Annotated in this window: 19 protein-coding genes; 6 read left to right on the forward strand and 13 right to left on the reverse strand. The window is 67.4% G+C overall.

Going from position 1 to position 18,441, the window contains the following annotated elements:
• Nucleotides 1-54: 54 nt before the first annotated feature.
• The 9 genes from AB0J58_RS40905 to AB0J58_RS40945 all read right to left on the reverse strand — a co-directional run bounded on the left by AB0J58_RS40905 (nucleotide 55) and on the right by AB0J58_RS40945 (nucleotide 7,097).
• The gene (locus AB0J58_RS40905; RefSeq protein WP_364226292.1) at nucleotides 55-1,221 is read right to left on the reverse strand and encodes a glycosyltransferase; all 1,167 of its coding nucleotides are present in this window, start codon (nucleotides 1,219-1,221) and stop codon (nucleotides 55-57) included.
• Between the two features lie 56 nt (nucleotides 1,222-1,277).
• Nucleotides 1,278-2,267, reverse strand: a complete 990-nt coding sequence (locus AB0J58_RS40910; RefSeq protein ID WP_364226294.1) for a Gfo/Idh/MocA family oxidoreductase — start codon at nucleotides 2,265-2,267, stop codon at nucleotides 1,278-1,280.
• A gap of 69 nt (nucleotides 2,268-2,336) precedes the next feature.
• Entirely contained in the window at nucleotides 2,337-3,401 is a 1,065-nt protein-coding gene (locus tag AB0J58_RS40915; protein WP_364226296.1) for an NAD-dependent epimerase/dehydratase family protein, read from the reverse strand.
• Between the two features lie 88 nt (nucleotides 3,402-3,489).
• Nucleotides 3,490-4,386, reverse strand: a complete 897-nt coding sequence (locus AB0J58_RS40920) for a class I SAM-dependent methyltransferase (RefSeq protein WP_364226299.1) — start codon at nucleotides 4,384-4,386, stop codon at nucleotides 3,490-3,492.
• A gap of 10 nt (nucleotides 4,387-4,396) precedes the next feature.
• Nucleotides 4,397-4,903 carry a hypothetical protein gene (locus tag AB0J58_RS40925; protein WP_364226302.1) on the reverse strand — a complete coding sequence of 169 codons (507 nt, stop codon included), beginning with the start codon at nucleotides 4,901-4,903 and terminating at the stop codon, nucleotides 4,397-4,399.
• The gene (locus AB0J58_RS40930; RefSeq protein WP_364226304.1) at nucleotides 4,900-5,439 is read right to left on the reverse strand and encodes a hypothetical protein; all 540 of its coding nucleotides are present in this window, start codon (nucleotides 5,437-5,439) and stop codon (nucleotides 4,900-4,902) included. Before AB0J58_RS40930 ends, AB0J58_RS40925 begins: the two co-directional genes overlap by 4 nt.
• A complete protein-coding gene (locus AB0J58_RS40935) occupies nucleotides 5,436-5,987 on the reverse strand; it encodes a hypothetical protein (RefSeq protein ID WP_364226307.1) in 552 nt (183 codons plus the stop codon). Before AB0J58_RS40935 ends, AB0J58_RS40930 begins: the two co-directional genes overlap by 4 nt.
• A complete protein-coding gene (locus AB0J58_RS40940; protein ID WP_364226309.1) occupies nucleotides 5,984-6,541 on the reverse strand; it encodes a hypothetical protein in 558 nt (185 codons plus the stop codon). Before AB0J58_RS40940 ends, AB0J58_RS40935 begins: the two co-directional genes overlap by 4 nt.
• 115 nt (nucleotides 6,542-6,656) lie before the next feature.
• Nucleotides 6,657-7,097, reverse strand: coding sequence for an ATP-binding protein (locus AB0J58_RS40945; protein ID WP_364226311.1), 441 nt, complete (start codon nucleotides 7,095-7,097; stop codon nucleotides 6,657-6,659).
• A 344-nt stretch (nucleotides 7,098-7,441) separates the two neighbouring features.
• On the opposite strand from AB0J58_RS40945, the gene AB0J58_RS40950 reads away from it, so the two are divergent.
• Genes AB0J58_RS40950 through AB0J58_RS40960 form a run of 3 tightly spaced genes read left to right on the forward strand, consistent with a single transcriptional unit; the run spans nucleotide 7,442 to nucleotide 10,953 of the window.
• A complete protein-coding gene (locus tag AB0J58_RS40950; protein WP_364226314.1) occupies nucleotides 7,442-8,638 on the forward strand; it encodes an XRE family transcriptional regulator in 1,197 nt (398 codons plus the stop codon).
• 44 nt (nucleotides 8,639-8,682) lie between these two features.
• The gene (locus AB0J58_RS40955; RefSeq protein WP_364226317.1) at nucleotides 8,683-9,504 is read left to right on the forward strand and encodes an aminoglycoside phosphotransferase family protein; all 822 of its coding nucleotides are present in this window, start codon (nucleotides 8,683-8,685) and stop codon (nucleotides 9,502-9,504) included.
• A 57-nt stretch (nucleotides 9,505-9,561) separates the two neighbouring features.
• A complete protein-coding gene (locus tag AB0J58_RS40960; RefSeq protein ID WP_364226320.1) occupies nucleotides 9,562-10,953 on the forward strand; it encodes an XRE family transcriptional regulator in 1,392 nt (463 codons plus the stop codon).
• Here AB0J58_RS40960 and AB0J58_RS40965 read toward each other — a convergent pair.
• The 4 genes from AB0J58_RS40965 to AB0J58_RS40980 all read right to left on the reverse strand — a co-directional run bounded on the left by AB0J58_RS40965 (nucleotide 10,950) and on the right by AB0J58_RS40980 (nucleotide 15,053).
• Entirely contained in the window at nucleotides 10,950-11,966 is a 1,017-nt protein-coding gene (locus tag AB0J58_RS40965; protein WP_364226323.1) for an SDR family oxidoreductase, read from the reverse strand. The genes AB0J58_RS40960 and AB0J58_RS40965 overlap by 4 nt on opposite strands.
• Nucleotides 11,967-12,048: 82 nt before the next feature.
• Entirely contained in the window at nucleotides 12,049-13,146 is a 1,098-nt protein-coding gene (locus tag AB0J58_RS40970; protein ID WP_364226325.1) for a glycerophosphodiester phosphodiesterase, read from the reverse strand.
• Nucleotides 13,147-13,343: 197 nt separating this feature from the next.
• A complete protein-coding gene (locus AB0J58_RS40975; protein ID WP_364226327.1) occupies nucleotides 13,344-14,213 on the reverse strand; it encodes a HAMP domain-containing sensor histidine kinase in 870 nt (289 codons plus the stop codon).
• 186 nt (nucleotides 14,214-14,399) lie between these two features.
• Nucleotides 14,400-15,053 carry a response regulator transcription factor gene (locus tag AB0J58_RS40980; protein WP_364226329.1) on the reverse strand — a complete coding sequence of 218 codons (654 nt, stop codon included), beginning with the start codon at nucleotides 15,051-15,053 and terminating at the stop codon, nucleotides 14,400-14,402.
• Nucleotides 15,054-15,447: 394 nt separating this feature from the next.
• Between AB0J58_RS40980 and AB0J58_RS40985 the strand changes: the two genes are divergently transcribed.
• The 3 genes from AB0J58_RS40985 to AB0J58_RS40995 are packed head-to-tail and all read left to right on the forward strand — an operon-like array spanning nucleotide 15,448 to nucleotide 18,319.
• Complete coding sequence (locus AB0J58_RS40985) at nucleotides 15,448-15,753, forward strand: circadian clock KaiB family protein (protein WP_364226331.1); 306 nt, start codon at nucleotides 15,448-15,450, stop codon at nucleotides 15,751-15,753.
• Nucleotides 15,750-17,264, forward strand: a complete 1,515-nt coding sequence (gene kaiC, locus AB0J58_RS40990) for a circadian clock protein KaiC (RefSeq protein WP_364226334.1) — start codon at nucleotides 15,750-15,752, stop codon at nucleotides 17,262-17,264. Before AB0J58_RS40985 ends, kaiC begins: the two co-directional genes overlap by 4 nt.
• A complete protein-coding gene (locus tag AB0J58_RS40995) occupies nucleotides 17,261-18,319 on the forward strand; it encodes an ATP-binding protein (protein WP_364226336.1) in 1,059 nt (352 codons plus the stop codon). The genes kaiC and AB0J58_RS40995 overlap by 4 nt, the downstream gene beginning before the upstream one ends.
• Nucleotides 18,320-18,441: the final 122 nt, after the last annotated feature.

Raw genomic sequence — 18,441 nt, forward strand, 5'->3', positions numbered from 1 at the left:
CAAGAACGACGACACGAACGAGCAGAAGGACACGCCAGAACAGCCGACACAGAATTAGCCCAGCTCAACTGCCTTGATTAAATTGACAGGTTCCGCTTCGCCTGGGTAACCGCCCCACAGCAGCAGGACAGGCGCCGGGTCTGCGGTCTTCAGGATCTCGGTGAACGCTTCAAGCAGGACATTAAGCCGTTTGACCTGCTGGAACCGGCCGATCCACAGCAACACGGGACGCAGTGCTCCACTCGCGTCGACCATCCTGCCGAGATCGCTCGCGGTGTAGCGGATGCTGCCGGGTTCCTGACCGGGCGCCCATCCACGTGGGTCGTCGACCAGCCAGTGGCGCAGCCGCGCCAGGCGCTGACTGTCATCGAGGTGCTGCGGCACGAAGCGCGTGGTGTCCACGCCGTTGGGTACCACCGTGATGTCGTCCTCCGGAATGTCCAGCAGGCGATTCACCTCGACGCTGTCACTGTCGGAGACCACGACGATCCGGCCGGCATGGCGGGCGTACCAGTGCATCTGCCTGCTCCACAGATCGGCGTACTGCCACAACCTCCAGTCCTTCGTGTGGACGTGCGCGAGCTCCTCCTCGGTGAGGTCAGCGTCCCGAAGGAGCCGGTCCAGAACCATCCGCTTCCGTTCGGGGTCATTGTCATGACAGGCATCACCCAGGGTGCTGAGTGATACGCCGAGGCGGTTGGCGAACCGGGTGATCTGCTGGGCCTGATCGAGGAGCTTGAGATCGGTGCCATGGAAGGTCGTGATGACCGGGATGCCTTGGTAGGCGCTGCGGACCGCGATCTGCAGGTGGCTCAGGTGATGCAGGTGAACGACGGCGGGACGGGCGCTGCGGTGGCCGGTCAGGTACTCATTCCAGGCGCTGATCAGGTGCTGGGTCGTCACGGGTGCCACGGCGGTGAACATGCGGTCCGGTGCGCTGGGCCCGCGATCCTCGTAGGAAGGATGAAAGGGAGCGGGTTGCTCGTCCATGCCGCTCCTGCCGTGCGCGTAGGCGGCTGCCGCGGCATTGTAGTCCATCGCGGCCACATCGAGGCCGACATAGAAGGTGGGCGCGTGGCTGAAGTCGTCACCCGCGCCCAGTGATCCGCACAGGATGCGGGATGTGAACCCACGGCCGGTGAGTTCGCGGCCGAGGTAGCGGATGACCTGGGCTGATCCGCCGCGCGGGAAGAACTGGACGACAGTGTCCACGGTGAGCATGAGATGTCCTGACGATCAAGATGGAAATGCGGACAAAGAACTGAGAGACGGTCGCTTCACTGACGGATGAAGCCGTGGTCGATGAGGGACACGTAGGTGCCGGTACGGGCTGCGGCGAGGATCGCTTCGGTGGCCGCGACGGCGGCAGCACCCTGGCGCAGAGTGACGATGTCGTTCGGCAGGCCGAGCAGTGCATCGCGGAAGGCTTCGTGCTGGGTGCGGAACGGCTCTGCGCCCGGGACCTCGTAAGTCGTGATCTTTCTCATGGACACCGCGGTACCCGGAGCATCGCCGTTGTCATAGTGGGTGATCGTGCGGGTCAGAGCGTCGGCCATCACGTATCCCTTGGCCGTGTGCGCGATGACGATCCGCTCTTTGTACGGCGAGATGCGGCTCACCTGGATGTCGGCGATCTCGCCACCGCTGAGGCGTAGAACCGCCGCGGCGAGATCTTCGTGCGGTCCGCCGCTTACGCTACTGACCTGGGCAGCGACGGAGATGATCTGGCGACCGGTGAGCCATGTCGCCAGATCGACGTCGTGGATGGCGATGTCGGCGACCACGCCGACATCGCGGATCCGGTCCGGGAAGGGACTGTGGCGGCGGGTCGCCACCTGGTAGACGGCACCGAAGTCCCCGCCACGCAGGCGGACGCCGAGTTCCCGCACGGCTGGATTGCGCCGCTCGGTGTGCCCGACCGAGCCGATCAGCCCCGCGTGTTCGAAGGCTTCCACCAGCCGCAACGCGGCAGGGAGGGAAGAGGCTAGGGGCTTTTCGATGAGGGCGTGCACTCCCGCGGCGGCGAGCGCGACGCCGATGCGCTCGTGCTCAGCGGTCGGTGTCGCGACGACGCAGTAGTCCAGCTCGATGTCCAGCAGTTCATCGATGCCGCGGACTGTCCGAACACCGTTGGACCTGGAACGCCGTCCCGGATCGGTGTCAGCGACCGCGACCAAGGAGACGCCATCCAGCGAGCTCAGAACCCTGGTGTGGACGCTCCCCGCCCAGCCCAGCCCGATGACCGCGGCTTTGAGAGATGTCGTCATTGCTTTACCAGCCAAGTGGGTGAAGGTGAGACGTCCCTGGCGGAGGCCGGGACGTGCGGGCAGGTGAGCTCAGATGCGCGGGGCGGCGTCGGCGTTCCAGCTTGCGACCCGGTCGCCTTCGGCGCGGAGCCAGTCGGGGATGGCTGCGGGTACGGCGCGCAGCCAGTCCACGTAACGGGCGATACCCGCCTCCACGCTGGTCTGCGGTTCCCAGTCCAGGGCCTGGCTCATCCGGTTGATGTCCGCGCACCCGCCGAGCGGGTCCTGGGCGGGCCGGGGCGCGTCGCGCAACTGTGCATCGGGGAAATGGGTCTGGATCAGCTCGGCGATCCGCCGCACAGAGGTGGTACGGCCGGTTCCGAGGTTGATGGTCTGACCGCCCGTGTCCTCACTGACCAGGGCCAGGCAGATGCCGGCTGCGGCATCCTCGACGTGGACGAAGTCGCGGACCTGACGGCCGCCGTTGTTCAGCGGTAGCGGATCGCCGATCGCGGCGTACATCGCGAACTGGGCGATCACCCACGAGTAGGCGCCTGGCTTGGGTATCTGGTGCTCGCCATACACGCTGAAGGGCCGCACCACGGTGAAGTCGACGCCTGCGGCGTTCAGCAGGAACCGGGTCTGCCACTCTCCCCAAGCCTTTGCCGCCGCGTACACGTTGAGAGGGCTGATCGGCTGGTCCTCGGTGAAGGTCTGGACGGCACCGCTCCCTGCGGCTCCGTGCCCGTAGACCTGTGCCGAGGAGATGAACAGGAAACGGCGCACGTCACCGGCGTCGGCCACGGCTCGCAGCACCGTCTCGACCCCTGCGACGTTGGAGTGGAAAGCAGCCTCAGGGTCGCGGGCGCAACCGGCGACGGTCGAGTGCGCGGCCGCGTGGATGACGTAGTCGCTGTCGCGGACCAGGTCCCTGACAAGGCCCTCATCGCAGATATCGCCGATCCGCAGGCCAGGTTCGCGCTCGTCGATCCCGGGCAGGGCCGGCGTCGCGCTGTCGTAGCCGCTGAGGTTGTCCAAGGCCGTGATGCGCGCTCCGGCGGCTTCCAGCGTCCGCCCGATCGCAGCGCCGATCAGTCCCGCACCGCCCGTGATCAGTACTTGCCGGCCGGAGAGGGCGGCGAGCCGGCTGTCCATGTGATCTCCTCGCATCGTTCTTCCAGGAAGGAATAAGGGCCGGAACGCGCCGCCGCAGACCTGGCGGCGCCTACCGGCAGGGCAGCGGTCAGGAACAGATGAAGGATCCGGTGAACTTGGTGAGCGCGAAGTGGCCGTCGCGGTCGATGACGGCCTGGACCCGCGCTCGCGCTCGCGCCCGCAGCTCGGCGAAGAAGTTCTCACCGAGGTCACCGGGGGCGGAGGCCGCGCAGCAGTAGTTGTGGGCGGAATAGAAGGCCATGAAGGCCTCCGCGTCGGCGAAGCGCAGCTGGTCCTGCCAGGTACGGAGCTCGACCTGCGTGAAATGCGGGTTCAGATACTCGCCTCCGTTGATGAGGGAGATCCGGGCTTTCGGCGTCGCCTTAAACAGCCGTGCCGGGGCGTCCATCTCCCGCAGGACGGCGAAGTGCGTCTGGTACATCTCCACCATCGAGTCGGGGCGGTCGGTTGTGAGCACGAATCTCCCGCCGGGACGCAGCACGCGCCGTACCTCGGCCAGGCACCGGTCGATATCGGGGACGTAGTGCATCATGTACGTCGCGATCACCCTGTCGAAGGAGTCGTCGCCGAACGCGGAGAGGTCGTCCGCACTGCCCTCGACCCACTCGCATGGGGTGGCGACACCGGCCAGTCGCGCCTCGGCCGCCTGGAGCACCCCGGGCGCGATGTCCAGGCCGATGATGCGACCGTCGGCGAGGTGGGGACGGAGGTGCTCCAGGACGAAACCGTTGCCGCATCCCACGTCGAGCAGCGTCTCGGTGCCGGCCAGCTCCAGCTGCTCGGCCAGGTGGTCGATCAGCGAGCGGGGGCTGGTGCGGTAGCGGTTGTGCGCGAGCTGCTTGCCGTCGAGCATCCGCGTGTCGGCGAAGAACACGTCACGTGCGTCCTGGGTGGACAGTTCGAAGAACTCCTCGGGGATGACCTCGGCGGCGAGCCTGTCCACCTCGGGGGTACGGAAGTCCATGACACTCCTTTCAAGCGCGCTCGGGAGCGCATGTGGAAGACAGCGGGGGAGATGGAACGGAGCCGGTCGGCCATTTGGTGCCGACGTACTTGTGCGGCAGCAGTCCCGCGAGTGGAACGCACGTACCGACGCCTTCAATGGAGACCACCACCGACAGGCCGGGCTCATGGTCGAGCAGGAGCTCGCGACACAGCCCGCATGGCGGGACGATGCGGGCCGGGCCGTCTTCGCTGGGTTTGGGGAAGCGCACCGCGGCGACCGCGAACAGCGGAGCTTGGGTGGCCATCCGTGCGACCCCCAGCGCGACCGCCTCGGCGCAGATCGCCGCGCGGCCGATCATGGCGTCCAGATGCAGGCCCAGATGGACGGTACCGTCCGTGTCCAGCAACGCGGCGCCGATCTGGTGACGGGCGAGGACGTACCGTTCGGCGATCAGCTCGTGGGCGGCGGCCACCAGACGTCGGCCGATCTCGTCCTGGCAGGTGCCACTCGGGTCGCCCCTCTCAACGGCGGTCATATGACCACGCCTGTGGGAGCGAGGAAGTCGCGGTGAATCTGCGATTCCTGCGGTCCGCGCGTTCCCTGGTACTTGCCCGCGTAGAGGGTGACGTCGCCCTGGGGCACCCAGAACGTCACCTGGCCGATCAGCAGACCCGGGTAGACGCGGACGGGCTGCACGGCGTGGAGTTGCAGCGTCCACTGGTTGATGGAGCCGATGTCGATCAGGTCGGCGGTCACGTGCACGAACAGGCCGAGACGCGCGACTCCGGAGCGGGCCCGGATGATCGGCACGTAGTGGTCGCTGCCCATGATTTCGACCGTGCTGCCGAGATAGATCCGATCCGGTTCCAGAACCAGCCCCGCCTCGGGGATGGCCAGTTCCTTCACCGGATTGGGGCGCCGTACGTCGAGCATCTCATCGGTGTAGACCTTCAGGGCGGTGCCGAGGCGGAAGTTGTAGCTGTTGGGATTGACCTGATCAGCGCAGAAAGGCTCGATGATGATGCGGCCCGCCTCGTACTGATGAGTGATCTCCGGTCCCGTCAAGATCATCGCCTGGCTCCTCGGCGAGCGGGTCGGCGCCCTGCGGTCAGTAGGTCGGGGTAGGGAGTGACGGCCTCGGAGAAGCGTCCGAAGTGGCCGTCGTAGGGAAGCCGGTCACCGGAAGGGATCCAGAAGGACACCTGGCCGACGATCATCCCGGCATAGACGCGGACGGCCTGGCACACGACGATCTCTAACGTCCACCGGTGAACCGCCCCCAGATTGCCCAGGTCGGCGGAGACCTGCAGGTAGACACCGAGCCGTCCGAGGGAGGAGCGGCCGATCAGGGACGGTACGTAGTGGTCGCTGCCGATCCGCTCGACGGTGGTACCCAGATACACCTGGCCCGGCCGCAGTACGACTCCCTCGTCGGGGATGGTGATCTCCCGCACCGGGTGCTCGCCCAGCGCGTCGATCACTGGACCTCGATGTGTGCGCAGTACCGGCCCCAGACGGTAGTTGTAGCTGTTGGGGTTGACCTGCTCGATGCAAAAGGGCTCCAGAGCGATGCGCCCTGCCTCGTGCTGATGGATGATCTCCGGTCCGGTGAGGATCACGGCATGACCTCGCGCACAAGCTCAGCCGCTCGACCCTGCAATTGCTCCAGGCCACCGTCATTGATCACCCGATGGTGGGGAACGCAGTCCGGCGGAAGCTCGGTGACATGGTCGTCCGCGCCCGGCGACAGATCCCCGCGAGCCTGCTTGCGGGCCTGGCGCACCCTCTCCGGTGCCCACACCTCCACCAGGAGGAAGCCCAGTTCGACCAGCACCTCGACGTCAGGAGCCCGCATGTCGTCGCACACCACCACACCGCCGGGGTGTTTCTCGGCGGCCTGGATGACCCGCCGGGCGAAGGGGTCGGTCAGCGCGGCGGAGTTGATCCGGCGCAGGTGGCCGGCCAGGTCGTTGAGCAACAACCCGTCCTGCTGGCCGGGGCCCAGCAGGGGACGTCCGGCGAACACGTGGACAACGGCTTGGAGTGTGTACAGCGGAGCGGCGAGCTTCAGGGGCACGACCGGCACACCGGCGGCCATGAACTCCTGGCCGAGGGAGACGCCGAACGTGGACTTACCGGCTCCCGGCCTTCCATAGAGCGCAACTTTGATCATGATGCTGACCTCCTCGCGGGGGCGGGGCTGATCGGGGACGAATTCGCATGACCGCGGCTTGCCAGCTCCACGGCCAGTTGCTGAAGGCCCAGGGCGACTTTCTCGGGACCGGTCATCACAGCAGATCCACCTGGCTCGTCGGGATGACGAACCAGACGGCCTTGCCTTCCGGTCCGCTTCTGGTGGCATAGGTGGCGTTGTGCCAACCGCAACGGCCTCCTGACAGCTCGGAGACGATGCCCAGGCCACGACCATGTTCCGATTCGACTCCGGTGGCACGCATGGCCGGGCTGATGGTGCCGCTGTCGATCATCTCGACACGAAGCTCTCCCTCAAGGGATCGCAGAACCAGCTCGAAGGGCGGATCACCGTACATGACGGCGTTTCCCACCAGTTCGCTCACCATGAGCACCGCATCGTCCACCGGATCCTGAGGGATATGCAGTCCGGTGAGAGCCTCTCGGATCAGATCCCTGGCCTGGGCTGCGGCTTGTGCGTTCTCACGTAAGGGCCATGCGGCGACGATGGCCGATCGCGGCTGGAGCAGGGTCACCACGACGCCTTCCTCTGCTGCTCTGCTGTTGGACGGTCTCAACGATGTCGCGAACCGATTACCGTCGGTAGCGAGAGAGGCCCGCATGTAGGTGCGGTGGATTCACACTGAGAGTGCGGCGGATTCACACCCTCGACAGACCGCTGCCGCGTGAGCACCTGGCTTACGGTCGGGATATGCCTGGTCACGATGTGAATTGCGCCAGGAGGATCCGGGCGCGAAGTCCCGGCAGATCCTCTGGTGCGCTCGCTGAGGAGATCCGTTCCTGCTGCGGTCATTCCTCTCTCAAAGCGCACCGGCTGGCCAGAGGATGGACCATCGAGAAAGCCGTCGCATCCTTCCACGAGATGTGCGCCCGCGAAGGCCTCGGGGCTCGTGGCCTGACCACCCGATCATGGATCGAGTGGGAGAGGGAACACCTGCCCAGCGCTGACTACCAGGACCTTCTCTGCCGCCTGTTGCTGACCGGGCCGGTGCAACTGGGGTTCGCACGCTCGTACGAGCCGGCAGATGAGCCCACGCCACCGCCGTTTCACAAAGAAGCCCTTGTCGCCGGCGCGGCTCGTGAGTCACTCGCGCATGCCGCCGCTGCTCAGCTCACCGATGTGAGCACGGTGACTCTGGAACACGCCGACGACGAGATCCGCCGGCTGGCGGCCGAATACGTCTATGCCGACCCCATGCCGCTTTTCCACAGGATGCTCCAGCTGCGCGGTGAGATCTTCGCACTGCTGGACGGCCGCGTCCGACCGGCCCAGGCCGTCCAGCTGACACTACTGGCCGGGCAGGTCTGCGGGTTGCTCGCCAACGCGAGCCTTGACCTGGGCAATCAGGCTGCGGCGTCCGCGCAGGCCAGGGCGGCGTGGACCTACGCCTCAATCATCGATCACCATGCACTGCGTGCCTGGGTACGCGGGCTCCAGGCCATGATCGCCTATTGGACGGGGTTCCCTGAGATGGCGGTCGATCTCGCGCGTGATGGGAAGCGGTACGCACCCGGAACCACGGCATTCGCGCGCCTCACCGGTATCGAGGCGCTCGCGTCAGCGGCGATGGGAATGAGACCCGACGCCTTGCGTGCGCTCGGCAACGCCTGGGATCGTCCGGGTGCTCACGACGAGCTCCACGACGACGTCGGCGGCGAGTTCGGATTCGATCTGGCCAAGCACTCCTATCTCGCCGCCGGCACGCACATCCACCTGCGGTGTCCTGGGAATGCGATCGCCCTGGCCGAACAGGCCATCTCGCTTTACCAGTCAGGTCCGCCGCATCTGCGGGCCTATGGAAACGAGGCGATCGCCTACTCCGATCTCGCTGTGGGACACCTTCTCAACGGTGACCTGGAGGCAACCGCGGCTGTGATCACCAGAGTCCTGTCGCTACCCGAACACCAGCGCATCGACGGCCTGGCCCAGCGTCTCAACGGTGTACGCCTCAAGGTGGCCGGTGAGCCACGGTTTCACGGCTGCCCACAGGCGCGAGCGCTCGTCGAGTGCCTTGAGGAGTTCTCCTTCTTTTCGTCTCCGCGGGAGCTCTGCCGGTGAGGGCCGTCCTGTCGGAGAGCTCCACCTTGCTCCAGCTGTGCCGCGTGGCCGGCATCGACGGCCGAGACGCCCGGCTGATCCGTGTGTGCGTCAACGTGGTCTTTCATCTCCCACGTGCCAACGCCGTGGCGCGGATCGCCTCGGCGGAGACGGCCGCACGCGCGCGTCGGGTAGTCCGTCTGGCGCACTGGCTCGAAGCCATCGGGTTTCCCGCCGCACGCATTCACCATGACGTTCCCGAAGCGATCCTCATGGACGGCCAGGTCGCCACTTTCTGGGAACATCTTCCCCAGCAGGTCGCCTCTCCTCCTGTCGTACGGCTCGCGCCACTGCTGCGACGGCTACACGCGCAGACACCCCCCTCTCCGCTGCCGTCCTGGGATCCCGTGACGGAAGCTCGGAGCAACCTGCAGTTGGCTCGCGGAGTCGTTCACGATCGTGATCGTGGTCTTCTGCTGGACTGGTGCGACCGGCTGGAGGCGGAGCTGCCCACACTCCGACACAGCCTGTCGTATGGGCTGATACATGGTGATGCGTGGGGAGGAAATCTGCTCTGGCGCGGTGAGGAGGTGGTTCTATGTGACCTTGATCAGATGTGCTACGGGCCTTGGGCATGGGATCTGGTACCCACCGCGGTGAACGCGTTGCGCTTCGGTCACCCGCCCGCAGACGAGCTTCTGGCGGCTTACGGCTTCGACGTGACCGCCTCGGCGGTGTTTCCTCTACTGAGGCAGGTTCGCGAACTGACCATGCTGACCGGAGTGTTGCCGGCCCTGCCTGACCGCCCCTTCATCGCCGAAGAGTTCAGGCGGAGAGTCGCCAGTCTCCGGGGAAACGGCCCAGATCGATGGACACCCTATGGATAGCTGCGGGCTCACCTTCTGTGACGTAGCGTTGTAGCCGACGACGTTTGGGAGGCCCTCGTGATGGCCAAGCCTGGACACGACGCCGATTGCGCCCAGCGCATCCGCATGCGCCGGCTCGCTCAGGAGGCGAACCCTCCGCCGATCAGTGTGTTGCATGCGATCGCAGCGGAGATAGGTGGGTGCTGCGAGCACCATCCGCTGAAGTGCCTCCGGCTTGCTCTGGGCTGGAGCAGCGCGGACAAGGCCGTCCAGGCGATGCACCGCATGTGCCAGACCCACAGCCTCGGTGCTCGCGGACTGACCAAGAGGTCCTGGCTGGACTGGGAGAACGGGCACCGTCCTGGTGCGGACTACCTCGACCTGCTGTGTCGCCTCTTCCAGACCGGCCCGGTGGAACTCGGATTCGCCACCGACTACTCCCCAGGCGTGAAGACCCCGGTCCCCGCACCTGAACGGGAGCTGATCATGAGTGCCGCCAACGAGTCCAGCGACCACGCCGCCGAAGCCGAGGCAGCCGTCGTCGGCTCCAACGCCCTGGAGCAGCTGAGCGACGACATCACCCGCCTTGCCCGCGCCTATGTACATGCGGCGCCTCTTCCTCTTTTCGGTGAGCTGACGCGCATCCGTAACCGTACGTACCGCCTCATCGAGCGCACTCGCCACCCCGGCCAGCAGCGTGATCTCTATCTGGTCGCCGGACAGGTCTGCGGGCTGCTAGGGAGTGCGAGCTTCGACCTCGGCTACCCGCACGCGGCGGCGGAGCAGGCCAGGGCGGCACGTGTCTACGGTGAAGTCATCAGCCACAACGAGCTGACCGCGTGGGCTGACGGTCTGCTGGCCTGCGTGGAGTTCTGGGCGGATCGTCCGGCGCAGGCACTGCGGCTGGTGGAACGAGGCCTCGTTCTCGCCCCCACCGGCACCGCCCGGGTCCGCCTGCTCAGCATCGCGGCGCGAGCGTCCGCCCTGCTCGGCGACGTAGAGGGGGTCCGCGAAGCAGTTCGTGGCGCCCAGGACGCCCGCGGCCCTCAGGGGGAGTTGCATGACGGTGTGGGTGGCGAGTTCGGATTCAACGAGGCGCGACAGGCCTTCTGCGCGGGTTCCGCTTATCTGAGCGCCGGGTTGGCGCCGGATGCGGAGAATGAGTGTGAGCGCGCGCTTGCTCTGTACCGTCGTGCGCCTGCCGAAGAGCGGTGGTACGCCGCCGAAGCGAGCGCCTCCGTCGATCTCGCAGCAGCCCGGCTGCTCTCTGATGACGTCAGCGGAGCAACGGACGCCCTGTCCCCCATGTTCACGCTTCCAGCGGACAAACGGGTTGAAGGGCTGGTGAAGCGGCTCTGGCAGGTCCGAACGTCACTTGCCGCGATCCCGTCTCGCGAGACGACCACCTTGGTGGGAAAGATCGAGGAATTCACCGCCGAAACCGTCACACGAGCGCCGATGTCTTTTTAGCGGCGATCCCAGATCTCAAGGAGTTCTCGCTCCTTCTCCTGGGACAACCCGTGGTGAGCTTGACGGTCGTAGGCAGCAGGATCTCCGCTCTTGGACAGCCACCCGTAGGTGCCTCGCACCGTGTCCTCGATCGGGCGGCAGGTCAGCCCGGCGTGTGCCGCCCTGGTCGTGTTCACGGACCAGGTGCCCGGGGGAGTCCGCCACAGCGGAATCTCAGTCCACTGCCTGACCTGGTGATCGATCAGGAAGTCGTCGTCGACCCAGGTCAACTCGGCACCTGACCCGGTCTCAGCGACGCACGCGTCGAGCATCTGCCCGAAGGTGGCCTGCCCTTGAGGCGCCACCACGTTGAAGGTCCCTGCCGTCCTCTTCTCCAGGCACTTGAGGGTGAACGCGGCCAGGTCTCGGATGTCGACGGGCTGGATCGGCTTCGTGGCATCTCCCGGTGCGAGCACCCGGCCGCCGCGCTCGATTCGCCGTAGCCACCAGGTCAGCCGGCCCACGTTCTCATGTGGCCCGAGGATCACTCCGGGGCGCAGGACGGTGACCCGGCCGTTGAAGGCGTCCACCACCGCGCGCTCACAACCGGCCTTGTAGGCCCCGTACTGCGCGGCCGTCCACGTCGCCTCGTCTTCGGCTGTGCCTGACGCCTCCGGTGCGCATTCGTAGACAGGACTTTCCTCGCTGACAGGCTCGGTTGGCCAGGCCGGATAGACCGAGACGGTGGAGAAGAAGACATAGGCGCCCGCCCGGTCCGACAGGAGGCGGGCCGCATCCCCGACGACTTTAGGCACGTAGCCGCTGGTGTCGACGACCCAGTCCCACTCGCGGCCGGTGACCAACTCGCGGAGATGAGTCGCGTTCTCCCGGTCTCCTCGGACGGCCTCCGTACCGGGCATGTCTTGGCCCGTCCGGCCGCGGTTGAACGTCGTGACCTGATGGCCGCGGGCAAGGGCATGCTCCACGAACACCCTGCCCACAAAGCGTGTTCCACCCAGCACCAAGACCTTCATGGACACGATCATCACTCAGCGAGGACGTTCTGGTCGACCGTTCCGAGGAAACCGTGGGCGGAGGCCCACCGAACCCAGCAGGTCAGAACACCCGTTCCCGCACCGCCCTGGCCATGCCCGGGTCGTCGGCGAAGACGCCGTCCAGGCCGAGCCGGTAGAGCCGCTCCAGCCAGCCCATCACGTCGCCGGTGGCCCGGGGGAAGGCCGGGCTGGCCGGGTTGCCCAGCCGGAAGTCCACCGGGAGGTGCGAGTTCTCGTTCCTGACGGTCCAGGCGTGCACCTTCAGTCCCGCCTCGTGGGCGTCCCGGATGAACGTGGTGGGCGGCAGCAGGCGGCCGTCGGGGCCGGCCGGCACGATCCGCCGGGTGTCGACGCCGACACCGTCCGCGTAACCGGCCACCTCACGCAGCCCCGCGGGGGTGACCATGGTGTCGTAGCTGCGCGGATCTCCGGCCGCGACCCAGTCGTACGGGGCGCCGCCGGCGGTGATCAACTGGATCAGCGGCAGTTCCGTCCTCTTGCTCAGCTCGCGCAGGTTGGCGGTCTCGAAGGACTGGATGAAGACCGGGGCCCCGTTCCCGTTCCAGCCGTGCCTGCCGAGCACCTCCAGCAGCGGATCCTCCAGGGAGAGACCGATGGAGTCGAAGTAACTCGGGCTCTTGGTCTCCGGGTAGACCCCGACCCCGTGCCGCCGCGCCAGCTCGACCACCTCGTCGAAGGTGGGGATCTCCGCCAGGCCGTTGAAGACGGCGTTCTGCGGGCGCAGGTCGGGGATGCGCTCCTCGGCCCTGAGGGTCTTCAGCTCGGCGAGCGTGAAATCCTCGGTGAACCAGCCGGTGATCGATCTGCCGTTGACGGTCTTGGTGGTGCGGCGGTCCGCGAACTCGGGATGGCTCTCGACGTCCGTGGTGCCGCCGATCTCGTTCTCGTGCCTGGCGACCAGCACGTGGTCCTTGGTCGCGACCAGGTCGGGCTCGATGTAGTCGGCGCCGAGCGCGATGGCCGCCTCGTACGAGAGCAGGGTGTGCTCGGGCCGGTGGGCACTGGCGCCCCGGTGACCGATGACGATGGGTTCGCCGCCGCGAGGCTCGGCGATCACGGGTTCGGATTTTGGCAACACGAAGGCGACGGTACCGGTCGCGAGAAACGCCAGCACCGCGACCTGAAACCTACGGATCATGTTCAGGACCCTAGGAGGCCCGGATGACCACCGAGACAACGACTCGCAAAGGAAGTCAGCCACAAGGACAGCGAGTCACAAAGACAACGGCCTCGGGGGCCTGGGGACGCGACCGCGGCGGCACCGGCCTTGGCCTGGCGGTCCTCTTGAAGCCCGCCATGATTGACTCGGTGGCCTGATCCCCGGGTACGCAAAGATCACACGGGGTTGCCAAGCATCTGGCACCCGAAGGCGCCGTCCCCGTCGTGGAACGGGAGTCCGGAGGGGTCGGTGAGCGGGAGCCGCAGCACGAAACACGCGCCGCCGATGGATGAGTCCCCGGCCCGGAGGGTCCCCCGATGGCCCTCGGCGATCTCGCGGGCGATCGCCAGGCCAAGGCCGGTGCCGCCGCGGTCGCAGCTGCGGGCCGCGTCCAGCCGGGTGAACCGTTCGAAGATCCGTTCCCGGTCGGCCTCGGCGATGCCCGCTCCGTCGTCGGAGACCGCCAGTTCCGCGGTGTGCGCGTTACGGATGACCTCGACCCGCACCACGCGTTCCGCGTGCCTCTGGGCGTTGTCCAGCAGGTTGGTGAGCACCCGGGCGAGTTGGAGACGGACCGTGTTGACCTTCACCCCGGGCGTGAGCCACAGCTGGACGTCGAGCCGGTCCGCCCGCCGGAAGACCTCCGCCTGGACCAGCTGTGCCAGGTCCACCGGCTCCCACTCGATCGGCGTGTTCTCCCCGGCCCTGGAGAGCGCGAGCAGGTCGGTGATAATCGCCTCAAGTCGATCGACGTCGCTCAGTGCGCGCCCGAGCACCTCTCCCAGGTCGTGATCGCCGGGATGCAGCTGAGCCTCCTCGAGCTCCACGCGCAGCGCGGCGACGGGGCTGCGCAGCTCGTGCGAGGCGTCGGAGGCGAACCGGCGCTGCTGTTGCAGCGCCTGTCTGAGTCGTTTCAGCGTGCGGGCGACGGATTGGGCGACCTCGACACCGTCGGAGGGCTCGGGAGTCTCGTGGCCCCGGTGCCCGAGGTCCGAGGACGCGTCGAAATCATCGACGTAGTCACACAGACCGGCTATATACCTCATGTCAGTTTTTCCTTCCCGCCACCAGGCCTTGGCAGTGTGCGGTGCGTGGTCACCACGCTAGGAGGACTGTCGGCGTAACCGCCACCCCCAGGTGGTCCGATGACCACCCCCAGATGGGCCGAATCGGCGACCTCCGCCGGACGGGACGCCTGCGTGCCGGGCCACCCCCGCGGCTCGGCCGTACGCCTATCGGCCGGGCAGGAGACCCGTCCGGGTGGCCACGACGACCGCCTCAAGCTGGCTGTGCACGCCCAGCTTCGCCATGACGTTCTTGACGTGGCCGCGAGCGGTGTGCAGGCTCACGACGAGCTGTTCGGCGATCGCCCGGGGATCGAGCCCCTCCCCCATCAGCCCGAGGACCTCCAGTTCGCGCGCGGTGAGCCCTGCCCGGTTCTCTCGGCCGGCTCGGGGTGGCGTGCCAGGCGAAGGGGGCCGCAGGAGCACTCCGAGCGTCTCGCCCTCAACCATGATGATCTTCTCGTCGACCGAAGCCCGGATCACTCTGAGGATGGCCGAGAATGTCGTGTCCTTGGCAAGGAATCCGGCGGCGCCCACCGCCTCGGCGGCCGTGAAGAGATCAGGAGTGGCGTCTCCCGTCAGAATGAGGACGCGGGTCTCCGGATAGACCGCCTTGATCCGCCTCGTACCCTCGATGCCGTCGACATCGGGCAGGTGGATGTCCATGAGCACCACGTCGGGGTGGTGTGCCTCCATGAGGGGTACGGCATCCTCAACCGTTCCAACGGCTCCCACACAGTCCAGATCCGGCTGGGCGCCGATCGCGATCTCAAGAGCGCCGGCAAGCGCCCGCTGGTCCTCGACCACGAGGACTCGGGTCATCGGATGCTCCTGCTCACTTGGGCCGCGAACGCCTCCCGGCTCATGACCGCTCGTTTCGTGGGCGGCCCCCCGCCGCCATACGGTCCGCCGATCATGGCCCCGCGGGTGAGTCAAGGGTCAAGGGCCGGGAACAGGCCGAACGGCCGACATACCCTGTTCAAAGGCCCTGCTCACGACGCTACCCGCGGCGTGGCGCGATGGGCAAGTCCCGCCGGATCCGGTCACGGGGGTCTTCGTGCGGCGGGTGCGGCCGCGGGGGTCTCATGAGTACGCGAGGTACCGGGTACGCGCCCCGGCCTTTCCTCGCTCGTCCTCACCCCCGGTGGGGCACGGGCGGCGGCACATCCCGCGGGACCCCGTTTGGGATCCGCGCAGGCTGGAGACGAGTTCCCAGGTGACCACCTACTCGTTCAGGCTGTATGTGGCCGGGAACACGGAACGGTCCAAGGCGGCGGAGGTGAACCTGCGGTTCCTCTGCGACGCCCACCTGTCCGGCACGTACGAGGTCGAGGTAGTCGACGCCGCCGAACGGCCCGACCTGGCGGAGGAGGGACGGATCCTGGCCACCCCGACGGTGATCAGACTCGCGCCACCACCGCAGCGGCGGGTGATCGGGGACCTGTCCGATCACGACCGCGCCGCCGTCGCCCTCGGCCTCCCGGTCCTGGAAGAACCGTCCTCGGAAAGGCCACGACGATGACCGGCGGCGGAACGATCGAGCGGATGCCCACGGGGATCAACGGCTTCGACCATGTCGCCCTGGGCGGGCTGCCCGCCAACCGGTCCACACTCGTGAGCGGCACGACCGGCAGCGGTAAGACACTGTTCGCCGTCGAGTTCCTCGCGCGCGGGATCATGCGTTTCAACGAGCCGGGGGTGTTTGTCACCTTCGAGGAGACAGCCGGTCATATCCGGCGTAACTCGGCCTCGCTGGGCTTCCCCATCGAGCGGTGGGAGGACGAGGGGAAGTGGGCCTTCGTCGACGCGTCAACGGGCATCGGCGAGGAGGAGCCGACCGTCGGGTCCTACGACCTCGGCGCGCTGGTGGCCCGCATCCAGCACGCGGTCCGTCAGACCGGAGCCCGCCGTGTCGCGCTCGACTCACTCGGCGCGATCTTCACCCGCTTCACCGGCGTCGAGACCATCCGCCACGAGCTGGTCCGGATCGCCTCCATTCTCGAAACGCTCGGGGTCACCTCGATGCTCACCGCGGAGCGGCCCGCGGAGTATGACGGCGTGACCCGCTACGGGGTCGAACAGTTCGTGCTGGACAACGTCATCATCCTGCGCAACGTCCTGCGGCAGGGGCGGCGGAACCGTACCGTCGAGATCGTCAAGTTCCGCGGCGCCCCACACCGTTCTGGGGAATGGCTCTTCACCATCGACCCTCAGGACGGGATCGTGGTCGTTCCCCTCGCGTTCCTGGCGTCCTCCGGCCGCGCGTCATCGGACCGTGTCTCGTCGGGCAACACCGAGCTGGACGAGATGTGCGGCGGCGGCTTCTACCGGGACGCGGTCGTGCTGATGTCCGGCCCGACCGGCACGGGCAAGACGCTGGCGGGTCTGCGTTTCGCCGCCACCGCGTTCGACGCGGGCGAGCGCAGCCTGTTCTGCACCTTCGACGAGACCCGTGAGCAACTCTTCCGCAACGCCGACGGCTGGGGCTTGGACATCAGGTCCATGCAGGCATCGGGTCTGCTCCGGGTCATCTCCGACTACCCGGAGGTGGCGTCGCCGGAGGATCATTTCCTCCAGCTCAGGAGGGCCATCGAGGAGTTCGGGCCCCGTCGGCTGGTCATCGACACGCTGTCCGCGCTCGAACGCGTCGTCACGCCACGGGCCCTGCTCGACTTCGTCATCGCGCTGGGAGCGGTCCTCCGCCAGAACGAGATCACAACGCTTCTCACGGCGAGACCCACGGGGCGGATCATGGCAACGGGCACGCCGACGACCGCGGAGATCGCCGGCTTCACCGACGTCTGGGTCCTGCTCCAGTACGTCGAGCGCATCGGGGAGATCCAGCGTGCGATCACCGTACTCCAGACGCGGGGTTCCGCCCACGACCAGGGCATTCGCCAGGTGACGATCGACGGCACCGGCATGCACATCGGTGAGCCCTTGCGGGGCATCTCCCGGATCCTCACCGGAGACATCAGCCCCGCGACCCTGTGGACATCCGGATCCGAGGGGACAGAAGGGCCGTCGGGGTGAGGATCGAAGAGGATCCCTCAGCCGCGGGCTCCGAGCCGGGGCGGCCCGACGACGCGGGATCTCCGGGCAACATCAACCAGGTGATCGTGTCGGCCTCGGCGGACGGGATCATCGCGGTCGACGAGCAGGGAGTCATCCGGCTCTGCAACCCGGCCGCCGCGGAGCTCTTCGCCCGCCCGGCGGAGGAACTCATCGGCACCTTGTTCGGCTTCCCCCTCGTCGCCGGCGCGGCGACCGGGATCGACCTGATGCTGCCCGGCGGAGGCAGTCGGGTGGTCGAGATGCGGATCACCGCCACGCCCCTGGAGGGCGAGCACCTCTACGTGGCAACACTCCGCGACGTCACACGCCAGCGGCACGAAGAGCGGGAGATGGAAGCGGCCCTGGATCGCCAGAACGTCGCCGTGGCGATCGCGGCCCACGAACTCCACAATCCCCTGGCGGCGATCAGCGTGCTGGTGGACGTGCTGCGTGACCGCCTGGTCGCGCTGGCCGAGGAGCAGAGGGCCGAGATCGTCGAGCGCATCGCCGATCGCACGGCTCGTCTCCAGGGGCTGGTCCGGAAGCTCCTCACCGCGTCGACGATCGACGCGAGGGGTGCGTCCGCCTCCCTGGAACGCGTCCCCGTGCTCGAATTCATCCTCGAACGGCTGGGCGAGGTGGACGGGCGGCCCCAGGACGTGCACCTGTCCTGCAGTCCCGAGTTGGTGGCCATGGTCGATCGCAAGGAGTTCTCGGCGATGCTGGAGAACTACCTGGAGAACGCCTTCGCCTACGGGCACCCGCCGATCGAGGTGTCCGCGTTCGGGCGGCCTGGCTGGGTCCAGGTCCGGGTGTGTGACCGGGGGGCGGGTGTGCCGGAGGATTTCGTGCCCCGGCTGTTCGAGCGCTTCAGCCGTGCGCCGACGGTCGAGCAGGAGACGGAGGGAACCGGGCTGGGACTGTGGATCGTCCGCAGCCTCGCCCGGGGCAACGGCGGCGACGCCTGGTACGAACCCGGCAAGGACGGGGGCGCCTGCTTCTGTCTCCGCCTGCGCCGAGAGCCGACGTCCTGAGCCGCCGATCTCCAGGGTGGCGACGGGTCAGGCCAGGGAGGGCGAATCCTTGGCCGGCCGGGTTCCTGGCGGGGCGCCCGTGCCGGTCTGCTTGGCCGGGTTCCTGGCGGGGCGCCCGGCCA

The organism is Streptosporangium sp. NPDC049644 (genome assembly GCF_040675205.1).
GTDB lineage: Bacteria > Actinomycetota > Actinomycetes > Streptosporangiales > Streptosporangiaceae > Streptosporangium > Streptosporangium fukuiense.